21 protein-coding genes are annotated in these 22,978 nt (G+C 51.6%); 18 read left to right on the top strand and 3 right to left on the bottom strand.

Features of this window, described 5'->3' with window-relative positions:
• The first annotated feature begins 148 nt into the window (after positions 1–148).
• The 6 genes from EDC33_RS04255 to EDC33_RS04230 all read left to right on the top strand — a co-directional run bounded on the left by EDC33_RS04255 (position 149) and on the right by EDC33_RS04230 (position 6,727).
• Positions 149–415: a phosphocarrier protein HPr gene (locus EDC33_RS04255; RefSeq protein WP_094905896.1), complete on the top strand. Its 267-nt coding sequence runs from the start codon at positions 149–151 to the stop codon at positions 413–415.
• Complete coding sequence (gene ptsP, locus EDC33_RS04250; protein WP_124010261.1) at positions 415–2,142, top strand: phosphoenolpyruvate--protein phosphotransferase; 1,728 nt, start codon at positions 415–417, stop codon at positions 2,140–2,142. The genes EDC33_RS04255 and ptsP overlap by 1 nt, the downstream gene beginning before the upstream one ends.
• Positions 2,143–2,220: 78 nt before the next feature.
• Complete coding sequence (locus EDC33_RS04245; protein WP_124010646.1) at positions 2,221–3,516, top strand: MFS transporter; 1,296 nt, start codon at positions 2,221–2,223, stop codon at positions 3,514–3,516.
• 149 nt (positions 3,517–3,665) lie between these two features.
• Positions 3,666–5,021 carry a cytochrome ubiquinol oxidase subunit I gene (locus EDC33_RS04240; RefSeq protein ID WP_124010260.1) on the top strand — a complete coding sequence of 452 codons (1,356 nt, stop codon included), beginning with the start codon at positions 3,666–3,668 and terminating at the stop codon, positions 5,019–5,021.
• A complete protein-coding gene (locus tag EDC33_RS04235; protein ID WP_124010259.1) occupies positions 5,018–6,043 on the top strand; it encodes a cytochrome d ubiquinol oxidase subunit II in 1,026 nt (341 codons plus the stop codon). Before EDC33_RS04240 ends, EDC33_RS04235 begins: the two co-directional genes overlap by 4 nt.
• Positions 6,044–6,067: 24 nt before the next feature.
• Positions 6,068–6,727: a potassium channel family protein gene (locus tag EDC33_RS04230; protein WP_040106922.1), complete on the top strand. Its 660-nt coding sequence runs from the start codon at positions 6,068–6,070 to the stop codon at positions 6,725–6,727.
• 34 nt (positions 6,728–6,761) lie between these two features.
• Here EDC33_RS04230 and rnjA read toward each other — a convergent pair whose 3' ends face one another.
• Entirely contained in the window at positions 6,762–8,441 is a 1,680-nt protein-coding gene (gene rnjA / locus EDC33_RS04225; protein ID WP_040106995.1) for a ribonuclease J1, read from the bottom strand.
• On the bottom strand, positions 8,441–8,656 hold the full coding sequence (locus EDC33_RS04220; protein WP_040106996.1) for a DNA-dependent RNA polymerase subunit epsilon: 216 nt from the start codon (positions 8,654–8,656) through the stop codon (positions 8,441–8,443). The genes rnjA and EDC33_RS04220 overlap by 1 nt, the downstream gene beginning before the upstream one ends.
• Positions 8,657–8,936: 280 nt before the next feature.
• On the opposite strand from EDC33_RS04220, the gene EDC33_RS04215 reads away from it, so the two are divergent.
• Positions 8,937–9,200, top strand: coding sequence for a hypothetical protein (locus EDC33_RS04215; RefSeq protein ID WP_124010258.1), 264 nt, complete (start codon positions 8,937–8,939; stop codon positions 9,198–9,200).
• A 49-nt stretch (positions 9,201–9,249) separates the two neighbouring features.
• On the opposite strand, the gene def is transcribed toward EDC33_RS04215, so the two are convergent.
• Positions 9,250–9,801: a peptide deformylase gene (gene def, locus EDC33_RS04210; protein ID WP_040106998.1), complete on the bottom strand. Its 552-nt coding sequence runs from the start codon at positions 9,799–9,801 to the stop codon at positions 9,250–9,252.
• 108 nt (positions 9,802–9,909) lie between these two features.
• Between def and EDC33_RS04205 the strand changes: the two genes are divergently transcribed.
• The 11 genes from EDC33_RS04205 to ilvN all read left to right on the top strand — a co-directional run bounded on the left by EDC33_RS04205 (position 9,910) and on the right by ilvN (position 22,975).
• On the top strand, positions 9,910–10,536 hold the full coding sequence (locus tag EDC33_RS04205; protein WP_124010257.1) for a YkyA family protein: 627 nt from the start codon (positions 9,910–9,912) through the stop codon (positions 10,534–10,536).
• Positions 10,537–10,706: 170 nt separating this feature from the next.
• Positions 10,707–11,816, top strand: coding sequence for a pyruvate dehydrogenase (acetyl-transferring) E1 component subunit alpha (pdhA, locus tag EDC33_RS04200; protein ID WP_040107000.1), 1,110 nt, complete (start codon positions 10,707–10,709; stop codon positions 11,814–11,816).
• 3 nt (positions 11,817–11,819) lie between these two features.
• Positions 11,820–12,797, top strand: coding sequence for an alpha-ketoacid dehydrogenase subunit beta (locus EDC33_RS04195; protein WP_040107001.1), 978 nt, complete (start codon positions 11,820–11,822; stop codon positions 12,795–12,797).
• 20 nt (positions 12,798–12,817) lie between these two features.
• Positions 12,818–14,164 (top strand): dihydrolipoamide acetyltransferase family protein, encoded by a 1,347-nt coding sequence (locus EDC33_RS04190; RefSeq protein WP_124010256.1) that lies wholly within the window; start codon positions 12,818–12,820, stop codon positions 14,162–14,164.
• Between the two features lie 6 nt (positions 14,165–14,170).
• On the top strand, positions 14,171–15,577 hold the full coding sequence (lpdA, locus tag EDC33_RS04185; protein ID WP_124010255.1) for a dihydrolipoyl dehydrogenase: 1,407 nt from the start codon (positions 14,171–14,173) through the stop codon (positions 15,575–15,577).
• Between the two features lie 66 nt (positions 15,578–15,643).
• Positions 15,644–15,916: a UPF0223 family protein gene (locus tag EDC33_RS04180; protein WP_094905890.1), complete on the top strand. Its 273-nt coding sequence runs from the start codon at positions 15,644–15,646 to the stop codon at positions 15,914–15,916.
• A 218-nt stretch (positions 15,917–16,134) separates the two neighbouring features.
• Positions 16,135–17,202 (top strand): DUF4064 domain-containing protein, encoded by a 1,068-nt coding sequence (locus tag EDC33_RS04175; RefSeq protein WP_124010254.1) that lies wholly within the window; start codon positions 16,135–16,137, stop codon positions 17,200–17,202.
• A 224-nt stretch (positions 17,203–17,426) separates the two neighbouring features.
• The gene (locus tag EDC33_RS04170) at positions 17,427–18,398 is read left to right on the top strand and encodes a bile acid:sodium symporter family protein (RefSeq protein ID WP_094905888.1); all 972 of its coding nucleotides are present in this window, start codon (positions 17,427–17,429) and stop codon (positions 18,396–18,398) included.
• A 30-nt stretch (positions 18,399–18,428) separates the two neighbouring features.
• Positions 18,429–20,132, top strand: a complete 1,704-nt coding sequence (gene ilvD / locus EDC33_RS04165) for a dihydroxy-acid dehydratase (protein WP_094905887.1) — start codon at positions 18,429–18,431, stop codon at positions 20,130–20,132.
• A gap of 606 nt (positions 20,133–20,738) precedes the next feature.
• The gene (gene ilvB, locus EDC33_RS04160; protein WP_094905886.1) at positions 20,739–22,472 is read left to right on the top strand and encodes a biosynthetic-type acetolactate synthase large subunit; all 1,734 of its coding nucleotides are present in this window, start codon (positions 20,739–20,741) and stop codon (positions 22,470–22,472) included.
• The gene (gene ilvN / locus EDC33_RS04155; protein WP_040107009.1) at positions 22,460–22,975 is read left to right on the top strand and encodes an acetolactate synthase small subunit; all 516 of its coding nucleotides are present in this window, start codon (positions 22,460–22,462) and stop codon (positions 22,973–22,975) included. The genes ilvB and ilvN overlap by 13 nt, the downstream gene beginning before the upstream one ends.
• Positions 22,976–22,978: the final 3 nt, after the last annotated feature.

Raw genomic sequence — 22,978 nt, 5'->3', positions numbered from 1 at the left:
TTTTGACCCATGTGGGACAAAAAGTGAAAAGTTTATGCCTGCAACGATGGTGGTATATTAGAATATCGCAATTATACGTGGTACAATGAAGCTAACCATGTATGTCTATCATGTAAACTTATAACGCATTCTAAAGGAGACTAACGCAATGGAACAAAAATCTTATCTCATTACAGACGAAACAGGAATTCACGCAAGGCCAGCTACAATTCTGGTACAGACAGCATCCAAATTCGATTCCGACATCCAGCTTGAATACAACAGCAAGAAAGTGAATCTCAAATCCATCATGGGCGTCATGTCACTTGGTGTAGGCAAGGATTCCGAAGTGACAGTCTACGCGGAAGGCAAAGATGAAACTGAGGCAATCGAAGCGATTACTGAAACTCTCTCCAAAGAAGGACTGACCGACTGATGTCAAACATGCTGAAAGGAATTGGTGCGAGTGACGGTGTAGCGATTGCACCTGTATACTCCCTGGAAGAGCCTGATTTGTCATTTGACGGCAAACAGATTGAACCCGGCCAGGAAAATGCCGAGGTTGAACGTTTCAAGGCTGCTTTCAACCAATCCAAAGTGGAAATCACCAAAATCAGGAATCATGCGGAAGAGGCTGTCGGCCCGGAGCATGCCGCGATATTCGACGCACACCTGCTTGTGCTCGATGATCCGGAGTTCCTCGGACCGATTGAAGCCCATATCCGCAACGACCAGAAGAGTGCGCCTCAGGCACTTCTGGAAACGCGTGACCAGTTCGTTGCAATCTTCGAGAATATGGAGAATGAATACATGAAGGAACGGGCGGCGGATATCAAAGATGTATCCAAGCGCGTCCTCGCCCATATGCTCGGAAAGGAACTGCCTGACCCGAGTAAGATCGATACACCTGTTGTGATTGTTGCAGAAGATCTGACGCCTTCGGACACAGCCCAGCTGGATAAGAATTTCGTCAAAGGTTTTGTGACGAATGTGGGCGGACGTACGTCCCACTCTGCAATCATGTCCCGTTCCCTCGAGATACCGGCTGTCGTCGGAACGAAGGAGATAACGGCTGTTGCGAAAGTCGGCGATGATATCATCGTGGATGGCAGCGCAGGGGAAGTCATCGTCAATCCGACTGAAGAGGAAGTCCTGGTCTATAAGGACAAGGAAGCACGTGTACAAGAAGAGAAGGCGGAACTGCAGAAGCTTGTAGATGAACCATCCGAAACGATGGACGGCATCGCTGTGGAGCTCGCTGCGAACATCGGTACGCCGGACGACCTGGACGGCGTGAAATCGAACGGCGCCGAAGGCATCGGCCTCTACCGTACCGAGTTCCTCTATATGGGCAGGAATGAGCTGCCGACTGAAGAGGAACAGTACGAAGCCTACAAGAAGGTGCTTAAGGATATGGATGACAAGCCGGTCGTCGTACGTACACTGGATGTCGGCGGAGACAAGGAACTGCCTTACCTGGATCTGCCGAAGGAAATGAATCCTTTCCTCGGCCACCGCGCCGTGCGCATGACGCTAGATAACCCGGATCTGTTCAGGACACAGCTGCGTGCACTGCTCCGTGCGAGCCAGCATGGCAACCTGAAGATCATGTTCCCGATGATTGCGACGATAGATGAATTCAACCGTGCGAAAGCACTGCTGATCGAAGAGAAGGACAAGCTCGTCGATGAAGGTGAGAAGATCAAAGAGGATATCGAAGTCGGTATCATGGTCGAAATCCCTTCAGCGGCAATCCTCGCAGACCAGTTTGCGAAAGTGGTGGACTTCTTCTCCATCGGAACGAATGACCTGATCCAGTACACGATGGCTGCAGACCGGATGAACGAGTCCGTAAGCTATCTGTACCAGCCGCACCATCCTGCACTTCTCAGACTCATCAAGATGGTCATTGATGCAGCTCACAAGGAAGGCAAATGGGCCGGTATGTGCGGAGAGATGGCCGGCGATGAACAGGCTGTGCCACTGCTTCTTGGGCTCGGACTCGATGAGTTCTCCATGAGCGCATCTTCAGTATTGAAGGCACGCAAGCAGATTTCCCAACTCAAGAAGACGGATATGGAACGTCTGGCCGCATCCGCAATCGAATGCAAGGATTCGGAAGAAGTGCTTGCACTGGTTGAGGAATATACAGGCAGGATATAGAAACATCACACGCACGGATGCATCCGTGCGTGTTTTTTGCCGTCATGATTGCAGAAAAGGGCTGAGGAGGATCAGATGATGAAGGAAACTGTGCGCCGTCCGATGGAACTCTATCTTACGCTGCCGATTCTTGCTTTCGCACTCTATGATTTTGCCAACACCATATTCAGCGCCAACATCGTCACCCTGTTCTTCCCCCAGTATATTACCGAGATGGTGGGGACCAACCCGCGGCTCGAACAGATAGCATCCACCATCATCGCCTATGCGAATGCCGTGGCGGCGATACTGCTGATCGCATTCGCTCCCCTCTATGGGGTGACGATGGACCGGACCGGCAGGCGCAGGCGGTATGTCATCCTATTTACACTGCTGTGTGTCACCGTCTCTGTAGGCATGGGGATGTTCGGCGGCATGGACACAGCAAGGTGGTTCGGACTGCCGAACGGACTTGTATTGACCATACTGTTCTTCGTCGCCGCAAAGTTCGCCTTCAACTCGGGCAATGTCTTCTATGATGCCATGCTCTCGAGTTTAGGCAATAAAAAGGAGATTCCCCTCATTTCGGGCTATGGGGTTGCGCTGGGGTATATGGGCACCCTGTTCGGCATCTTCTCGGTTCTCCTGATCATCGGGGACGGGGCGGTGCATCATACATTCTGGCTGTCCGGGCTGCTCTTCCTCATCTTTGCGCTGCCGCTGTTCCTCATCAATAGGGACCCGCCAAGAGCACAGAAGCCGAAGCAGGCTTTTCTGAAAGGGTACCGGGACATCTATAGGACATTCGTCGAAGCACGGGAGTATCCATCCATATTCTATTTCATGATCGCTTATTTCTTCGTCAACGACGCCCTGGCTACTGCAATCGCGATGATGCAGCCCTATGCCACGACGGTCGTCGGGTTCGAGCCGGGTACCTTCCTCATCATCTTCATGGTGGCGACACTGTTCAGCATCATCGGGGCGATCGTATTCAGCTTCATCAATAGGGGATTCGGTTCGAAGCGCACTTTCGTAATCATCGCCGTGCTGCTGGCGGTCGCGGTGGCGATAGCGGCCATACCGCTGCCGATGTGGACTTTCTGGATCGCGGCTTCGCTCTTCGGCGTTGCGATGGGATCGACTTGGGTGGTGAGCCGGACGATGATCATAGAACTTTCCCCAGAAGGAAAAGAAGGGCAGTTCTTCGGTCTGTTCGCCTTCAGCGCAAAAATGAGTGCTGTCATAGGTCCCTTCATATATGGTTCGATCACACTGATACTGGCGGATTATGGAGTGCTGGCATCCCGCATGGCGATCACGAGCCTCATCGTCATGATTGTGATCGGGATACTGTTCCACCTTAGGGTCAAGGAGGACGGATCACCAGTTTAAATAATTGTAATTCAGGGCATGATACGGTAGAATAATAAAATGAGAATGATAATTATTTCACAAAATTGTCATGAATTCATCATGATCTTGAATGCCATAGAGGGACAATCCGTCTTATATTCAGGATACATTAATTGAGAGGTGATCGAATGGATGAGGTAATCATTGGTCGTGTACTGACTGCATCCACTTTGGGATTTCATATAATTTTTGCGACGATCGGTGTCGGCATACCGATTGTCTTCATGGTTCTGGAATTTCTGGGACTGCAGAATAAGGATGCCATGTACTTGACCATGGCAAGAAGGATAGCGAAAGGATATACGGTGACTGTCGCCGTCGGCGTCGTGACCGGGACCATCATCGGTCTCCAGCTCTCCCTGATATGGCCGGACTTCATGCGGCTCGGCGGACAGATCATCGCGCTGCCGCTGTTCATGGAAACATTCGCCTTCTTCTTCGAGGCGATATTCCTCGGCATCTTCCTGTATACATGGGACCGCTTCAAAAACCCATGGCACCACTGGCTGCTCAACATACCGATCGTCATCGGTTCGACTTTGTCCGCCGTGTTCATCACGACAGTCAACTCGTTCATGAACACGCCGGCAGGGTTCGATCTTGTGGATGGCGCTCTGGTCAATGTGGATCCGCTTGCAGCTATGTTCAACCCCTCCAGCTGGGTAAGGATATTCCACGTCGTAGTCACGGCATACATGACGGCGGTATTCATCATCGCTTCGATAGGTGCCTTCAAGCTGCTCCGTTCCAAGTTCAAGGAGGACAGGGAATATCATAAGAAGGGGCTCAAAGTCATGATGGTGCTCGGCCTGGTCATGGCTTCCCTGACAGTGCTCGCCGGAGACTTTTCGGCAAAATTCCTGCATGAGCATCAGCCTGAAAAGCTGGCGGCGATGGAGTGGCACTTTGAGACCGAAGACAATGCGGATCTGATCCTTTTCGGGGTCCTCGATGAGGAGACCCAGGAGGTCAGCTACGCGCTCAAGATACCGAGTGTGCTCAGTTTCCTCGCCGGCAATTCCTTCGATACCGAGGTGACCGGCCTGAACGACATACCGGAGGATGAACAGCCGCCGCTGATCATCCACTACTTCTTCGACATGATGGTGTTCTTCGGGATGTACGGGCTGACCGTGGCCCTCATCTACTTCCTGGCGAAGTTCTCGAAGTTCGATGAACACCATCCGGCGCTCCTCTATGCCTATGTACTGACCGGTCCGTTATCGATGGCGGCAATAGAATCCGGCTGGTTCCTGGCAGAAATGGGCCGCCAGCCGTGGATCCTGCGCGGCTATATGCGGGTGTCTGAGGCTGTGACCAACGCCGACGGCCTCGGTCTGACCCTGATTGCATTCGTACTGCTCTATGCAGTGCTCGGCGTCACATGCATCTACGTACTGCTCAGGATGTTCCAGGGCAAAAGTGCCGATACGGAACGCCTTAAGATGTACGGGGAGGACTACAAAGGAGGTCGGCTGCCATGAACTATGAAATCATCGGGGTGACCGTGCTGTGGACATTCCTTTACGGATATATCATCGTGGCATCGATCGACTTCGGTGCCGGCTTCTTCAACTTCTACTCGAAGCTCACAGGGGACGATAACGTCATCAGCCCGATCATCCAACGCTATTTGAGTCCAGTATGGGAAGTGACGAACGTCTTCTTCGTCTTCTTCTTCGTCGGCATCGTCGGTTTCTATCCGGATACGGCATACTACTATGGGACGACACTGCTGATTCCCGGAAGCATCGCGCTGATACTGCTTGCGATACGCGGCAGCTACTATGCCTTCAACTCCTACAACAAGGAGCCGAAACTGTCCTGGACATTCCTCTACGGAGGCACAGGCCTGCTGATACCAGCCTCGCTTTCCATAGCCCTTGTCATATCGGAGGGAGGCTATATCATCGAGGAGGGGGATGGCATCCAGCTGCAGCTCGAGGAACTGCTGTTCAGCACCTATGGATGGTCGGTCGTATTCCTGGCCATCATCACCGTCCTCTATGTCTCCAGCGGCTTCCTGACATTCTATGCGGCGCGGGCCAAGGATTCGCAGGCACTGCACCTTGTGCGCAGATGGTTCCTCATATGGACGCTGCCGATGCTGTTCATTTCGCAGTTCGTCTTCCTGGGGCTCCGGGAACACAACTATGAACACTTCATCCGTGCCCAGGATTACTGGTACCTGTTCGGGCTGAGCCTCGCTTCAATGGGCATTGCAGTCTTCCTGATTTGGAGGAAGCGCGCATTCGGACTTGCATTCATCATGATCATGCTTCAGTTTGCCTTTGCCTTCTACGGATACGGCATCAGCAAGCTGCCCTACATCCTGTATCCGTATGTGGACATCAATACGGCCGTCGTCAATGAGAGCATGGCTTTCAGTTTGACAGTCGTCTTCATTTTAGGTTTACTATTATTGGTGCCAAGTCTTGTCCTTCTCATGAGACTGTTCCTGTTCGACAAGGAGTATGTACAGGGAAAGGACAACAGCAAGTACTAACATTGAGGATGGACAGGTGATAAGATGAATAAAGATTATGCAGTCATCGGGCTCGGCCGGTTCGGGGGGAGCATCGTCCGTGAACTCAGGGTGCTTGAAATGGATGTTCTGGCGGTCGACGTGGATGAGAACCGCGTCAATGAGTTCATAGACATCGCAACCCAGGCCGTCATCGGCGATACGACTGACGAAACGGTGCTGAAGGACCTCGGCCTCGGCAACTTCGACAATGTCATCGTGGCGATCGGCGACAACATCCAGTCGAGCATACTGACGACACTGCTGCTCAAGGACCTTGGTGTCAAGAAGGTAAGCGTAAAGGCCCAGAATGACTACCATGCACGCGTGCTTGAGAAGATCGGCGCCGATGTCGTCATCCATCCGGAGCGGGATATGGGACGCAGGGTCGCCCATAAGCTCGCCTCGAGTTCGGTGCTTGATTATCTGGAACTGTCCGATGAACATTCGATCGTCGAGATCATGGCCGAGGAGAAGCTCTCGGACCAGTCGCTGCTCGACCTCGATATACGGGCAGAGTACGGAGTCAGCGTCATTGCGATCAAACGGGGTGAGGACATCATCGTCAGCCCCGATCCGACGGTCAATATCCAGAAGGAGGATATACTCATCATGATCGGCAACGATGATGATCTGACACGCTTTGAAAAGTCATTGACCCGATAAAAAAAGAACATCCGGCAGCGCCGGATGTTCTTTTTTATTTCTGCTGATCGACTCTCATGATCGTCGGTAGGATCATTGGTTTCCTGTGTGTCTTGCGGTATAGATGGTTGCTCAGCTCTTCGATGATGAGCTGTTTTACGTGGTACCATTCTACATTTTCCTTCGTATTCAGGAGGTTGATGACATCTCCCTTGATCTTCTTCTCTGCACTGCGGATGAGACCGTAGGATTCACGCATGTATACGAACCCGCGCGATATGATGTCAGGACCGCTGAGCAGCGTCTTCGTCTCGAAGTCGATGGAAACGACGACGATCGCAAGACCTTCCTCGGAGAGGTCCTTCCTGTCCCGGAGGACGATGTTGCCGATATCGCCGATGCCGATGCCGTCGACGAAGACGGTGCCGGCAGGCACTCTATGGCTGTGCCTTGCGCTGTCACGCTTCAGTGCCAGCACATCACCGATCTCCATGAGGAAGATGTTGTCTGGATCCATCCCGGTGTTCACTGCAAGCTCCTTGTGGAGGTGCAGCATACGGTACTCGCCGTGGATCGGCATGAAGTACTTCGGACGCATCAGGCGGAGCATCAGTTTCTGCTCTTCCTGGGAACCGTGGCCGGATGTGTGGATGTTCGACAGTTTGCCGTGTATCACATCTGCGCCGGCCTTGTACAATGCATTGATCGTACGGTTGATGCTGAGCGTGTTGCCCGGAATCGGAGATGAACTGAAGACGACGGTGTCGTCCGGGATGATGCTGATCTGACGGTGTGTACCGTTGGCAATCCGCGAGAGGGCTGCCATCGGCTCGCCCTGGGATCCCGTACACAGCATCATGACCTTGTGCTTTTCGATGCTGTTGATCATCTTCGGTTCGATGAATGTCTCAGGCGGTGCTTTGATGTAGCCGAGTTCAAGGCCGATCTTGATGTTGTTTTCCATGCTGCGTCCGAATATGCAGATCTTGCGGTCGAATTTTATCGCAGCGTCGATCGCCTGCTGCACACGATAGATGTTGGAAGCGAATGTGGCGAAGATGATGCGGCCGCTGCATTTCCTGAATATGTCCTCGACATTCTGGCCGACTTCCTTTTCACTGATCGTGAAGTTCGGTACAGTCGCGTTCGTCGAATCGGACAGGAGGCAGAGTACGCCTTCTTCCCCGAGTGCTGCCATCTTGGCGATGTTTGCAGGTTCTCCGACCGGTGTGAAGTCGAATTTGAAGTCGCCCGTGTGGACGATGTTGCCTTCCGGCGTCCGTACGATCACACCATATGCCTCCGGGATGGAGTGGGTGGTGAGGTAGAACTCGACGGACATATGCTTGAACTTGAGCACCGTGTCCTCCTTGATCGGGTTGAGCTCTGCAGTACGCAGAAGGTGGTGTTCCTCGAGCTTGTTGCGGATCAGGCCGAGCGCAAGCGGACCGGAATAGATTGGAACATTGATTTCCTTGAGCAGGAAAGGAATGCCGCCGATGTGGTCCTCGTGGCCGTGGGTGATGATCAGTGCGCTGATCCGTTCCTTGTTCTCCTTGAGATAGGTGTAGTCCGGAATGACATAGTCGATGCCAAGCTGTTCATCATCCGGAAATTTGATGCCTGCGTCAATCATAATGATCTCGTCTTTATATTCGATACAATAGGTGTTCTTGCCGATTTCCCCGAGTCCCCCGAGGGCAAAAACGCCTACTTCTCCGTTTTCAAGTCCCATCAGGCGTTTTCAACCTTGAAATCTTCGTTATGCTCTTTTTCGTATTCCAGGTGTGAGGGACTCAATTCCTGTACGAATTCGATATTGTATGATGAATCGCTTAAAATGCTGCGGACTTCCGTTTCGGATTCCGCTTCGTAATAGCGTGTGAGGGTGTCCTCACGGATGATGCGGCTATCCAGTGCTTCCTGGAAAAAAACTTTGAATACTGCCATTTAATATATTCTCCTTTTGCTTTTATATGCATGATTTCCAAACCATTAAAAAAATGTGCGCTGTAAGAAGCAGCACAGGAAAGAGGGTGGGTCAGTCCCTCTTCATGAATTCGTTGTTCAGCAACCCTTTCCTACCGAGAATGCGTCCAAGCCTCTGCTTCAGCCTTTTTCTCAACCGTTTGAGCAATAAGACCACATCCCTTATCAGCTTAAGTTTATTTTACATTATAGACGGAAGACATGCAAAGACTTTATAATGGTGGGGAATGGGGGGAGAGAGATGAAGGACAAGCGTATACTGGAAGGGGTGCTCCTCGAGATGGAGCGCCAGGATAGGAATATGACGATGGTGGAGTTCAACATCCATCCGGACATGGTGGTCATGAACTACATCTATGATGCGCATGAAACGGTCGAGGATGTGCACAAGAAGCGCCATGACCACGACCCGGAGATCATGGACCATGAAACGTTCGCGGGACTTAAGGACAAGCTGTATGAAAACAATGTACCATTCAGGGAGAGGCGGGATGAATTCATCTGACCGCATCCACTGCAGAAAAAAGAAGCGGCTCGATCGAGCCGCTTCATCTCTATTCTACAGGAGTAGCTCCATTCTTCGGCTCCATCGGCAGTTCATCGTCGATGCGGTCATAGAACATGATGCCATCGAGGTGGTCGAGTTCATGCTGCAGCACGACTGCAAGCATGCCCTTCGCCTTCACTTCCACCGGTTCGCCGTGGATGTCTGTGGCAGTGACCCTTATCCTCTGGTAGCGGTGCACGAGGCCCGGGATCTCCTCATCGACGCTGAGGCAGCCTTCACCGCCCGGGAGATAGGTCTCGGTCACCGAATGGCTTTTCACCTTCGGGTTGATCAGCATGTAATCATGGAGGACCTCCCCTTCGTCACCTTCCATATAGATGGCGAGCATGCGCTTATTGAGGCCGACCTGTGGTGCTGCAAGGCCGACGCCGGGACGGAGGCCGTACTTCTCAGAGGCTTCGGGATCCTGTGAATTGACGAGATATTCCCTCATCTCCTTGAGCTCCGAGACCGTCTCTTCATCTATATCTTCGACTTCCGCGACTTTCGTCCGGAGCATCGGATCGGGGTCCCGTACGATATCTTTCATTGTCAACAAAATAAACCCTCCTGTTTTATCTATACTATTATTTATTATACTATAATACTCAGGGGAACGTGAATTTCTCAAACATATAGACTCAAAAAAATTATCGGAGGTAGGGAAATGAAGAAAATGATAGGGAGCCTGCTGATTTTTTCAGTAGTGATTGCTGGATGCTCATCGGACGAAGATGAGCTATTGGATTTTTATAATGCGTTTCAAGAGACCGTCGAGGTGGAAAAGGAGATAGAGGATGTGACAGCGACGTTTGACGAGCTGGAAGCCGAAAAGGCGGAACTCCAGCAGTCCCTAGAATCCGCCACCAGGGATGAGCTGACTGAAATCAGCGGACAGCTGGTCGAAAATGCTGATGCCAGAATTGCCCAGCTCGATGAGGAAATAGCCATCATGGGTGAAAGCCGGAGCCGCATGGAAGCATCGGAACAGTACATCAGCGAGATATCGAATGAGTCCAACCGCGATAAGGCACAGTCGCTGGTGGACGCGATGGACCAGAGATACAATGAGCATGGAGACATGATCGGCAGCTACAAGACGGTCCTTGAAAGTGAAAGGGATATATTCGAATATCTTGGTGACGAGGACATTTCCCAGGATGAAGTCGACGAAAGGCTGAACAACCTGGACGAAGAGTACCAGCAGGTGCAGGAGGATGCACAGACGTTCAGCGAGCAGACCGAGAATGTGAACCAGATCAAACAGGAGATCGAGTCGCTGATCGAATCATAAGTGATGGAAGCGCTGTATTATATAACAGATATTACTGTTTTAGTACAGTGAACGTTGATTTAAAGGGGTTTTGAAGCCTCTGTTACAGTCCGGTTTTATTTACTATTATAACAGCATATGGTAAGATAACTGATGATAAATGAAAATTTGAAAGGTATGGTGAACTGTTTATGGCACCGAAGAAAAAGAGCTTCGATCCGGTCAAGACACTTGAAGAGATCGAAAGCAAATTTGAAATGTTTCAGATTTTGGACCAGGACGGCAAGATAGTGAATGAAGACTACATGCCTGACCTCTCGGATGAAGATCTGGTGGAACTCATGGAACGTATGGTATGGACACGGGTGCTCGACCAGCGTTCAATCTCCCTCAACCGCCAGGGACGCCTCGGCTTCTATGCGCCGACGGCAGGGCAGGAAGCTTCCCAGCTTGGCAGCCAATACGCACTTGAAGGGGAGGACTACATCCTGCCGGGCTACCGTGACGTGCCCCAGCTGATCTGGCACGGCCTTCCGCTGACCCAGGCATTCCTCTTCTCAAGAGGACACTTCAAAGGGAACCAGTTCCCTGAAGGCGTCAACGCCCTCAGCCCTCAGATCATCATCGGCGCGCAGTATGTACAGACTGCCGGTGTGGCGCTCGGAATCAAGAAGCGTGGCAAGGATGCTGTAGCGATCACATACACAGGTGACGGTGGTACATCCCAGGGCGACTTCTATGAAGGCATCAACTTTGCAAGTGCCTACAAGGCGCCGGCAATCTTCGTCATCCAGAACAACAACTATGCGATTTCCACGCCGCGTGAACTGCAGACGGCTGCGAAGACACTTGCACAAAAGGGTGTAGCTTCAGGCGTACCGAGTGTGCTCGTGGACGGCATGGATCCGCTCGCAGTATATAAGGTGACGAAGGATGCACGTGACCGTGCAGTGGCAGGAGATGGACCGACAGTCATCGAAATGCTCTGCTACCGCTTCGGACCGCACACGATGGCCGGGGACGACCCGACCCGTTACAGGACTTCCGATGAGGATTCCGACTGGGAGAAGAAGGATCCCCTCGTACGTTTCCGCAAGTTCCTTGAAGAGAAGGACCTCTGGAACGAAGAGAAGGAGAACGAAGTGATGGAGCAGGCCAAGGAAGATGTCAAGAAAGCGATAAAAGAAGCAGACAATACTGAAAAGCAGACAGTTACACAACTGATGGAACTCATGTACGACGAAATGCCATCCAATCTGGAAGAGCAGTATGAAGTCTACAAAGAAAAGGAGTCGAAATAATCAATGGCACAGATGACAATGATCCAGGCAATCACTGATGCGATGGCCACTGAACTCAGAAATGATGAGAACGTTCTCGTCTTCGGTGAAGACGTCGGCGTAAACGGTGGGGTATTCCGGGCAACAGAAGGCCTGCAGAAAGAATTTGGCGAAGCGCGCGTCTTCGATACGCCCCTTGCCGAAAGTGGACTTGCTTCAATGGGGCTCGGCCTCACACTTGAAGGATTCCGTCCAGTTGTCGAAATCCAATTTTTCGGCTTCGTATTCGAGGCGATGGACGGTATCGCCGGCCAGATTGCGCGCCACAGGCACCGTTCAGGGGCGAGCAAGGAAATGCCGGTCGTTATCCGCGCGCCATTCGGCGGCGGCGTACACACGCCGGAACTCCACGCTGACTCCCTCGAAGGCCTGATGGCCCAGACACCGGGTCTGAAAGTGGTCATCCCTTCCAATCCGGTGGACGCGAAGGGGCTGCTCATCCAGGCGATCCGTTCGAACGATCCGGTCATCTTCCTCGAGCACATGAAGCTCTACCGTTCATTCCGCGAAGAAGTGCCTGAAGAGGACTATACGGTGGAAATCGGCAAAGCTGATGTGAAGCGCGAGGGTGATGACATCACACTGATCGCCTACGGTGCAATGGTGCAGGAGGCGATCAAGGCTGCGGATACACTTGCAGAAGAAGACATCTCTGCAGAAGTCGTCGACCTGCGTACAGTCTCCCCGATCGACTACGAAACACTTGTCGAATCCGTAGAGAAGACGAACCGTGCGGTGGTGATCCAGGAAGCACAGCGCCAGGCGGGTGTTGCAGCAAATGTCGCTGCAGAACTTTCCGAGCGTGCGATACTGAGCCTGGAAGCACCGATCATGCGTGTAACGGCACCGGATACAGTGTATCCATTCACACAGGCAGAAGGCGTATGGCTCCCGAATAAGGAAGACATCGTCGAGCGTGCAAAACAAGTCTTGGACTTTTAATCAGCAGAGGAGGAAATACTGTGGCATTTGAATTCAAACTGCCGGATATCGGTGAAGGTATCCATGAAGGTGAAATCGTCAAGTGGTTCATAGGAGAAGGCGATGAAATCAAGGAAGACGATGTACTCGCGGAAGTTCAGAACGACAAGGCGGTTGTTGAGATCCCATCCCCAGTGGACGGCACAATCAAGAAACTGCATGTTGAAGAGGGTACAGTAACGACCGTCGGCGAGACGATCGTGACGATCGACGACGGCTCCGAAGATTCCGGTGAAGAAGAACCGGAAAAAGAGGAGAAAGAAGAGAAGGAAGAGGACAAGAAAGAAGAGAAAAAGGAATCTTCCGATAAAAAAGAAGAAAAAGAAGAAGAGACAAAAGAGGAATCCTCTGAAGAGGAAACGGACGACAAGGATTCCGGCGAAGAGAAATCCGGTGGACGCGTCATCGCGATGCCATCCGTACGCAAGTTCGCACGCGACAATGATGTCGACATCACTGAAGTATCAGGCAGCGGCAAAAACGGCCGGGTTCTGAAAGAGGATGTAGAAGCATTCATGAACGGTGACCAGACATCCGCGGATTCCGAAGAGGAAGCGGAAGCATCCGAAGCACAGGAAGAGCAGGCTGAAGGCAAGCAGGAGAAACAGGCTGCGCCTGAAGGCGAGTTCCCTGAGACGCGCGAGAAGATGAGCGGCATGAGAAAAGCGATTGCGAAGGCAATGGTGAACTCCAAGCAGACATCCCCTCACGTGACGCACCTCGATGAAATTGAAGTACAGGCCCTATGGGACCACAGGAAGAAATTCAAAGGTGTGGCAGAGGAGCAGGGCGTCAAGCTCACATTCCTCCCATATGTCGTGAAGGCACTCGTGTCCATGCTCAAGAAATATCCTGAGTTCAACACTTCAATCGATAATGAAACATTTGAAGTTATCCAGAAACATTATTATAATGTTGGTATTGCTGCGGATACGGAACGCGGACTTGTCGTGCCTGTCGTTAAGCATGCAGACAAGAAATCCATGTTTGAAATCTCCGATGAAATCAACAATCTTGCTGTGAAGGCACGTGATGGCAAGCTGTCCGGTGAAGAGATGAAGGGCGGATCCATGACGATCTCAAACCTTGGTTCAGCAGGTGGACAGTGGTTCACTCCTGTCATCAACCAGCCGGAAGTTGCAATTCTCGGCATTGGCCGCATCGAACAGAAGGCCATTGTAAGAGATGGAGAAATCGTTGCAGCACCAGTGCTTGCACTTTCACTCAGCTATGATCACAGACAGATTGATGGTATGACAGCACAGAATGCCCTGAACCATGTTAAACGTTTGCTTAACAATCCAGAATTACTATTAATGGAGGGATAATTACAGATGGTAGTTGGAGATTTTCCTATTGAAACTGACACAATTGTAGTTGGCGCAGGCCCAGGAGGCTATGTTGCAGCAATCCGCGCAGCACAGCTCGGCCAGAAAGTGACGATCGTCGAGAAGAATGTTCTTGGTGGTGTATGTCTGAACGTTGGATGTATTCCTTCCAAGGCTCTGATCTCTTCTTCACACCGTTTCCACCAGGCCCAGCATTCCGAAGATATGGGTGTCATCACCGAAGATGTCAAACTTGATTTCTCAAAAGTGCAATCCTTCAAGGAAAGCGTAGTCAAAAAGCTGACCGGCGGTGTAGAAGGCCTGCTTAAAGGTAACAAGGTTGAAATCGTCAAAGGCGAAGCATACTTCGTCGATGAAAACAAAATGAAAGTCATGGACGAAAAGCAGTCCCAGACCTACGAGTTCAAAAATGCGATCATCGCTACAGGTTCCCGTCCAATCGAAATTCCAGGCTTCAAATTCGGTGAGCGTGTACTGGATTCCACAGGTGCGCTTGCACTTGAGGAGAAACCTGAAAAGCTCGTCGTAATCGGCGGCGGCTACATCGGTTCCGAGCTTGGTACAGCCTATGCGAACTTCGGTACTGAAGTGACGATTCTTGAAGGTGCAAAAGACATCCTCGGCGGATTCGAAAAGCAGATGACGCAGCTCGTCAAGAAGAACCTCAAGAAAAAAGGCGTGAAGATCGAAACTGAGGCGATGGCCAAAGAAGCCGAAGAGACCGAGAACGGTGTCAAGGTGACTTATGAAGTCAAAGGCGAGACGAAGGAGATCGAAGCGGACTACGTGCTCGTCACAGTCGGCCGCCGTCCAAACACAGATGAACTCGGTCTTGAAGAGCTCGGAATCAAAATGACGGATAAAGGCATCGTTGAAGTGGACAAGCAGTCCAGGACTTCCATCAAGAACATCTTTGCGATCGGCGACATCGTCCCAGGTCTTCCACTTGCGCACAAAGCAAGCTACGAAGCCAAAGTTGCGGCGGAAGCCATCTCCGGAGAGAAGTCCGAAGTCGACTACCTCGGCATGCCGGCTGTATGCTTCACGGAGCCTGAGCTTGCTACTGTCGGCCACAATGAAGCAAGTGCCAAAGAAGCCGGATTCGAAGTGAAGACAGGAAAATTCCCATTCGCAGCCAACGGCCGTGCACTGGGTCTTAATGAAACAGATGGTTTCGTCAAGCTGGTTTCGCGTAAAGAAGACGGTCTGCTTCTTGGTGCCCAGGTTGCAGGTACCGGAGCTTCCGACATCATCGCTGAACTTGGTCTTGCAGTGGAGACCGGCATGACTGCGGAAGACATCGCCCTCACAATCCACGCCCACCCGACACTTGGAGAAATTCCAATGGAAGCGGCAGACGTTGTGCTCGGCAAACCGATCCACACTATGTAATAGGACTGATCATGGGTGCCCATCCGGGCGCCCTTTTTTATTATATTGGCAGATAGGAGTCTGAATATGGAAGAATACAGCTACCCGATAGATGTCGAGTGGACTACAGATGAAATCATCGATGTCGTCGCATTTTTCGAAGCAGTTGAAAAAGCTCACGATGAAGGAGTTACTGCTGCGGAACTTGATGAAAAGTACCGGAAGTTCAAGTCGGTCGTTCCAGGGAAGGCCGAGGAAAAGACGGTTTTCAAGGAGTTCAAATCAAACAGCGGTCTTGAATCATATGCAGCGGTCAAGCTGCTCAAAGATGCAGACGAGGACGATGTCATCAGAATATAAATCCACCCACGAGGCCTGTTCCCGATTGGGGACAGGCTTTTTCTTTTCCAATGTAACAGGATAAAACGGCAACGGTCTGAAAATGTCATGGTCATCCGGAAGGTGTCCGAAGCGTTCGGGTGACATGATCCATTAGGCATATATACCGCTCAGAGTTGATTAAAATATCGACGGTAGGGTATTATTCAAAATGAAGACATAATATCTGGGAGGTTAACATGGCTAGAAAAAATTACACACAAACAGTAGAACCTGTCAGCCGGATTGCTGAAAAGATTTTCGGATGGCTGGCCTGGCTCGGCCTGCTCGCGATTACTGCACTAATTCTATTCTTTTCACTCGTCACCATGAATGACGCTGCATTTGTAGATAATGTAAGGCAGCAGCTCGAGACGGAATTCCAGAATATCGCCCAGCAGGGTCAGGATCTTGGGGCAGCACCTGGAGAAGTTGCGAACATGGTCGTCGGGTGGCTGAATAACGTCTGGATTGTGGCGCTTTACCTCGCCATTCCATTGATCCTCGGCCTCTTTGGCCTGCTGACGATGCGCCGCAGAATACTCGCCGGATTCCTTCTGCTCATTGCAGGAATCCTGACTGCTCCGATGATCGCATTTGTCATTACTGGACTGATTCCACTGTTCTTCGTCATTGCAGCGATCCTTCTGTTCGTCAGAAAAGATCGTGTCATCACCCATGATGACGATATGGAACCACTTGAAGGCAGAAGGGATACAGATGCGCGTAGAAAAGACGGAGTGCAGGATGACAGGCGCAGGGCATCAGATGACGATGGAGCATATGATCGACGCCGCGACATGGAGAGGGACCTGGAAGACAATCAGGTGAACCGCCGTGGAGACGATCCCGTCAGAAGGTATGAAGATGATCGTCAAAAACAGCGCTACGCAGACGAAATAGATGAGCGGGAGCGTACCGGTGATGATGATCTTGAACAGACACGTACATTCCGAAGCCTCGATGATTATGGCAGGGACGGCCGTTCCGGTGTCGTCGCCAGCGACTCGCAGTCAGACAGTAAAGGCGAGTATGTTGGACGGGAGGACGACCGTTACGTCGACCACAACATCGATTCCCAGGAGACGACTGAACCGGTCACAGAAGAAGAGTATGCGCGCCGTGGCGGCATCGGAGCCGAAAGGGACGATGTCGACAGTAACACACGAGGCGGCGATCTCGCTGACCGTCGTGGAGAGGATTATGATTACGGCGCAACAAGGGAACGCAGGGACAATGTCAACCGCCGCAACAATGACACCCTGTAATTGAATGAAGAATATATGCCCCCGGCTCAAAAAGCCGGGGGCTGTTTCGTGTCAAAAAGTGTAATCGTTTTCATTCAAATGCATCAATGGATGCAGCATTATAAGGTAAAAATATAATTTCAAAGATTCTAAAAATTTTAATAAAACCTCTAGGATATTACATCTTTATCTGTTAAGATACTTTCTATAGTTTCAAGCTTTATCCAATAAGGAGGGAATATTCAATGAATGCTTTGGCAAGGCTGAGTCAATTCATCGGAAGTACGTTCGGCATATGGGTCATCATTTTTGCGATCCTGTCATTTGTACTCCCGGGAGGATTTACATGGATTGCACCATACATAAACCTGCTCCTCGGCATCATCATGTTCGGCATGGGCCTGACGCTCAAGCTTACGGACTTCAAAAGGGTACTGAAAGCACCGAAGACGGTATTCATCGTAGTGCTGTCACAGTACACCATCATGCCGCTTCTGGCACTCGGGCTGGTCGTACTGTTCCAGCTGCCGCCTGAAATTGCGGTCGGTGTCATCCTGGTCGGGTGCACACCAGGAGGGACGTCATCAAACGTCATGACTTTCCTGGCAAAAGGTAATACGGCACTGTCCGTAACCGCAACAGCGGTTTCGACGGTCCTGGCTCCAATTCTGACGCCTGCGCTTACCCTGCTGCTTGCAAGTGCGTGGCTGCCGGTCTCTTTCATGGACCTCTTCATCTCGATCATACAGATCGTCCTGGTTCCGATTGCGCTTGGTCTGGCTGTGCGCATGCTGCTCGGTGACCATGTTGAGAAAGGCATCTCCATACTGCCGCTCATCTCAGTAGTGGGCATCGTCGGCGTTGTCGCAGCGGTCGTCTCAAACAATACGGAAGCGATCATGCAGTCCGGCCTGCTGATATTCGGTGTGGTCATACTGCACAATGTGCTCGGTTACCTCGTCGGGTTCGGTCTGGCCAAAGTGCTCAAGTTCGACCTTGCCGACCAGAAGACGGTATCAATCGAAGTCGGAATGCAGAATTCAGGGCTTGCAGCAGCATTGTCTGCAGCGCACTTTTCTCCGCTCTCAGCCGTGCCTGCTGCACTCTTCAGCGTATGGCATAATATTTCCGGATCCATGGCTGCTACGTGGATGAGCAAATATCGGGGAAACGAAAAAGAAGCGGAAACGGTCAAAAATGAAGAAGTACGTGTATAATGGGTCATAATCATGAAGGGTGGTTTTTAAATGTCAACAGAAGGAAAAACTGAAAAAGATTTAAGGATCAAGAGTAAAGTATATACGGAAAGTGATGTAAAGGCACCGAACAGGGCAATGCTCCGTGCGGTCGGACTGACGGATGAAAGTTTCACAAAGCCGCAGATCGGCATCGCCAGCACTTGGGCTGAGGTGACGCCATGCAACATCCACCTGAACGACCTTGCTCTGGAAGCGAAGGCTGGAGCGAGGGAAGCGGGCGGCGTGCCGCTCCAGTTCAATACGATCACAGTATCCGACGGGATCTCCATGGGTACACAGGGCATGCGCTATTCCCTGCCGTCACGCGACCTCATCGCAGACTCCATCGAAACGGTCGTAGGGGCCGAGAACCTGGATGGACTTGTAGCGATCGGTGCATGTGACAAGAACATCCCGGGCTGTGCCATCGCAATTGCGAATGCAGAAGTTCCGGCAGTATTCGTCTATGGCGGCACCATTGCACCCGGACAGCACAGAGGTCGTGACATCGACCTTGTCAGCGTGTTTGAAGGCGTCGGCAAACTGAATGCCGGAGAGATCGATGAGAAGGAACTGAATCAGATCGAATGCAATGCATGTCCTGGCGCAGGAGCATGCGGCGGCATGTATACTGCGAACACCATGGCATCGGCGATGGAGGCGCTCGGACTGAGCCTGCCCGGCAGTGCATCCAACCCGGCTGAATCGAAGGAGAAGGCGGAAGACGTCAAAGCTGCAGGCGAAGCTGTCTACAAACTGCTCGAGGAGGGCATCTATCCGAAGGACATTATGACGGAGAAGGCATTTGAAAATGCGATCACTGTCGTCATGGCGCTGGGCGGATCGACGAACGCCATCCTGCACCTCCTTGCCATCGCGCACGCGGCTGAAGTGGATCTCACCATCGACGACTTCAACCGCATCCAGGAGAAGGTGCCGCATCTGGCCGACCTTAAGCCAAGCGGGCGCTATGTCATGCAGGACCTCTATAAAGCCGGCGGTGTCCAGGGTGTCATGAAGATGCTGCACAGGGAAGGTTACCTGCATGGAGACTGCATGACGGTGACGGGCAAGACGGTAGCAGAAAACCTTGAAGAAGTGGATGACCTTGTGGAAGGTCAGGATGTGATCATGCCATTCGACAACCCGAAACGTGCAGATGGTCCACTCATCGTCCTGAAAGGAAACCTGTCACCGACAGGCGCAGTGGCGAAAGTTTCAGGTGTGAAGGTCGCCCGTCACGTGGGACCAGCCAGAGTATTCGACAATGAGAAGGAAGCATCCGATGCCGTACTGGCCAACGAGATCAATGAGGGGGATGTCCTCGTGATCCGCTATGTCGGACCGAAGGGCGGACCGGGTATGCCGGAAATGCTCTCCATTTCGAGCCTTCTTGTCGGCAAGGGCCTCGGTGAGAAGGTTGCACTGCTCACGGATGGCCGTTTCTCAGGCGGAACGCATGGACTTGTCGTCGGACATATCTCGCCCGAAGCACAAAGCGGGGGGCCAATCGCTTTCCTCAAGGAGGGTGACATGGTGACGATCGATTCCACCAAGAAGGAGATTTCCTGTGAAGTATCGGAGGAAGAGATGGACAGACGCCGCAGCGAGTGGGAAGCGCCACCGCTCTACAGAAAAGGTGTGCTCGGCAAATATGCACATAATGTCACATGCTCCTCCGAAGGTGCAGTGACGGATTACCTGACCAAATAGAGTAGACATGCACGGCATATCCATGCCGTGCATTTTTTTATTCGGAACTGATATGAATGCTGAAATACAAAAAATCAGAAAAAATATTTAAATTCGTGGAATACTGTCATGTAGGCATTGTAAACGGTTACATTTTCTGAAATGTTTGATAATTTAAAATTATTTCCCGACAGGTGGTTGATTTCTTCCTCCAAACGTTATAAGATTACTTTCAATATCACATATCAGAAATGTCAGATAAATATAAATCCATGAAAAACGACGATGGGAACGTAGAGGAAAGGCAAGTCGATTACCAGAGACCCGGGGTGCTGGAAACCGGGATCGACACTTTCTTCTATCTCGACCCTGAGTGCCGGACTGAAAAGTTGAGTAGGCTCGGCCGGGTGCATGCCACCCGTTACCAAAACGGACTTTCTACAAGTCCATAAGGCATTCTTCGTGAGAAGGATGTAAAACTGGGTGGTACCGTGAAATAGCTCTTTTCGCCCCATGACATGCTCGCAGTCCGACTGGGAGCAGAACGTGGGAAGAAAGGGCTATTTTTTTATAACAAAAAGTAAATGAAGTGTATCTTGCTCAAGATCCATAAGGAGGTAAGTGGTAATGAAAACACAAACTGAAACGCACACACAACCAGTTGAACAGAAACTGCGAACTGGGGCTGACCTTTTCGTCCAGTCACTTGTTGAAGAGAATGTTGAAACAGTATTCGGCTACCCTGGCGGTGCCGTGCTGCCGATCTACGATGCACTATACCGGGCGGAAGCACCGTTTCAGCATATACTATGCAGACACGAACAGGGTCTCATCCATGCTGCGGAAGGCTACGCAAGGGTGACGGGCAAACCGGGTGTCGTCATTGCCACTTCAGGACCGGGTGCAACCAACCTGATTACGGGCATCACTGATGCAATGATGGATTCACTGCCGGTCGTCATCTTCACCGGCCAGGTATCCACAGCAGTCATCGGTTCCGATGCTTTCCAGGAAGCGGATGTAATCGGCCTGACAACTCCGATAACAAAGCATAATTATCAGGTTACGGACATCAAGGATCTTCCAAGGATAACGAAGGAAGCGTTCCACATCGCTACGACGGGCCGTCCGGGGCCGGTGGTCGTCGACATTCCGAAGAACATCGCCCAGGAGATCACGGATAAGACATTCGATACATCCTTCCATCTCCCAGGGTACCAGCCGACGATCAAGCCGAACCCGCTGCAGATCAGAAGGCTTGCTGAAGCACTTGCACAGGCGAAGAAACCGGTACTTCTTGCCGGCGCTGGTGTCCATTTTGCAGATGCTTCAGTTGAGCTCAAGGCTTTCGCGGAAAGGTTCGAGCTTCCGGTCACAACGACCCTGCTTGGACTCGGCAGCTTCCCGGGCAATCATGAACAGGCACTTGGAATGGCCGGGATGCATGGTTCCTACAGTGCGAACATGGCCCTCTACGAAGCGGACCTTCTGATCAACATCGGTGCACGGTTCGATGATCGGCTGACGGGTGCCATCCAGCATTTTGCGCCTGAAGCGACAGTCGCACACATCGATATCGATCCGGCTGAAATCGGAAAGAACATCGAAACGAAAATTCCGGTCGTCGGGGATGCAAAGGAAGCGTTGAATGCACTGCTCGATATCGACATCGAATGCACCGATCACTCCCGCTGGAGCGAGGAGACGATGAACAATAAGAAGGAATACCCATTCTGGTTCGAACGTTCCGATGACCTGATCTCACCCCAGTGGCTGATCGAATCGGTCCACCGTGAAACGGACGGCCATGCGATCGTTGCTACGGACGTCGGCCAGCACCAGATGTGGGCAGCACAGTTCTACCAGTTCAATTCACCGCATAAATGGGTGACATCCGGTGGACTCGGCACGATGGGCTTCGGCCTTCCGGCAGCCATCGGAGCCCAGCTCGGCCGTCCGGAAGAGACGGTGGTGGCCATCGTCGGAGACGGCGGCTTCCAGATGACAATGCAGGAGATGGCGGTCATCAAGCAGCACAACCTGCCGATCAAAGTCATCATCGTCAACAACGAAGCGCTCGGCATGGTGAGGCAGTGGCAGGAAAGTTTCTATGAGGAACGCTACTCCGCCTCCCTGATGACCGAGAATCCGGACTTCATCAAGCTTGCTGAAGGCTTTGGAGTCAAGGGCATCCGGGTTTCAAAGGAGACCGATGTACCTTCCGTAATCAAGGAAGTCTTCCAGCATGACGGCCCGGTGCTTGTGGATGCCAGAGTACAGAAGCTCGACAAAGTATACCCGATGGTTGCTCCGGGCAAGGGAAACCATGAAATGATAGGGGTGAAACAATGCGAAGAATAATTACAGCCACCGTACAGAATTCGAGCGGCGTGCTGAACAGAATCACCGGCATGCTCTCGAAACGGGCTTTCAATATAGAAAGCATCACAGTCGGTACAACTGAAATAGAAGGCATATCCAAAATGACATTCGTAGTGGAGATACCTGATGAGAACAAGATCGAACAGCTGACAAAACAGCTGAACAAGCAGATCGATGTGCTGAAGGTGAACGACATCACCGAAAAGGCGATCGTCCAGAGGGAGCTTGCACTGATCAAAGTGGGCAGTACAAGCGCTTCCCGGGCGGAAATCCAGGGGGTCATCGAGCCCTTCAGGGCCCGGGTCCTCGATGTATCGAGGGACAGCCTGGTAATAGAAGTGACAGGGAAGCCGGATAAGATCGAGGCACTCATCGATCTGCTCCAGCCCTACGGCATCAAAGACATGACACGGACAGGGGTGACTGCTTTCCCAAGAGGAAAGCAGCCCAGGCAGATTCAGGAGTTTACACTGAGCGTTTAGCAT

The organism is Salinicoccus roseus (assembly GCF_003814515.1).
GTDB lineage: Bacteria > Bacillota > Bacilli > Staphylococcales > Salinicoccaceae > Salinicoccus > Salinicoccus roseus.
This window is presented reverse-complemented; position numbering and strand designations above follow the sequence as displayed.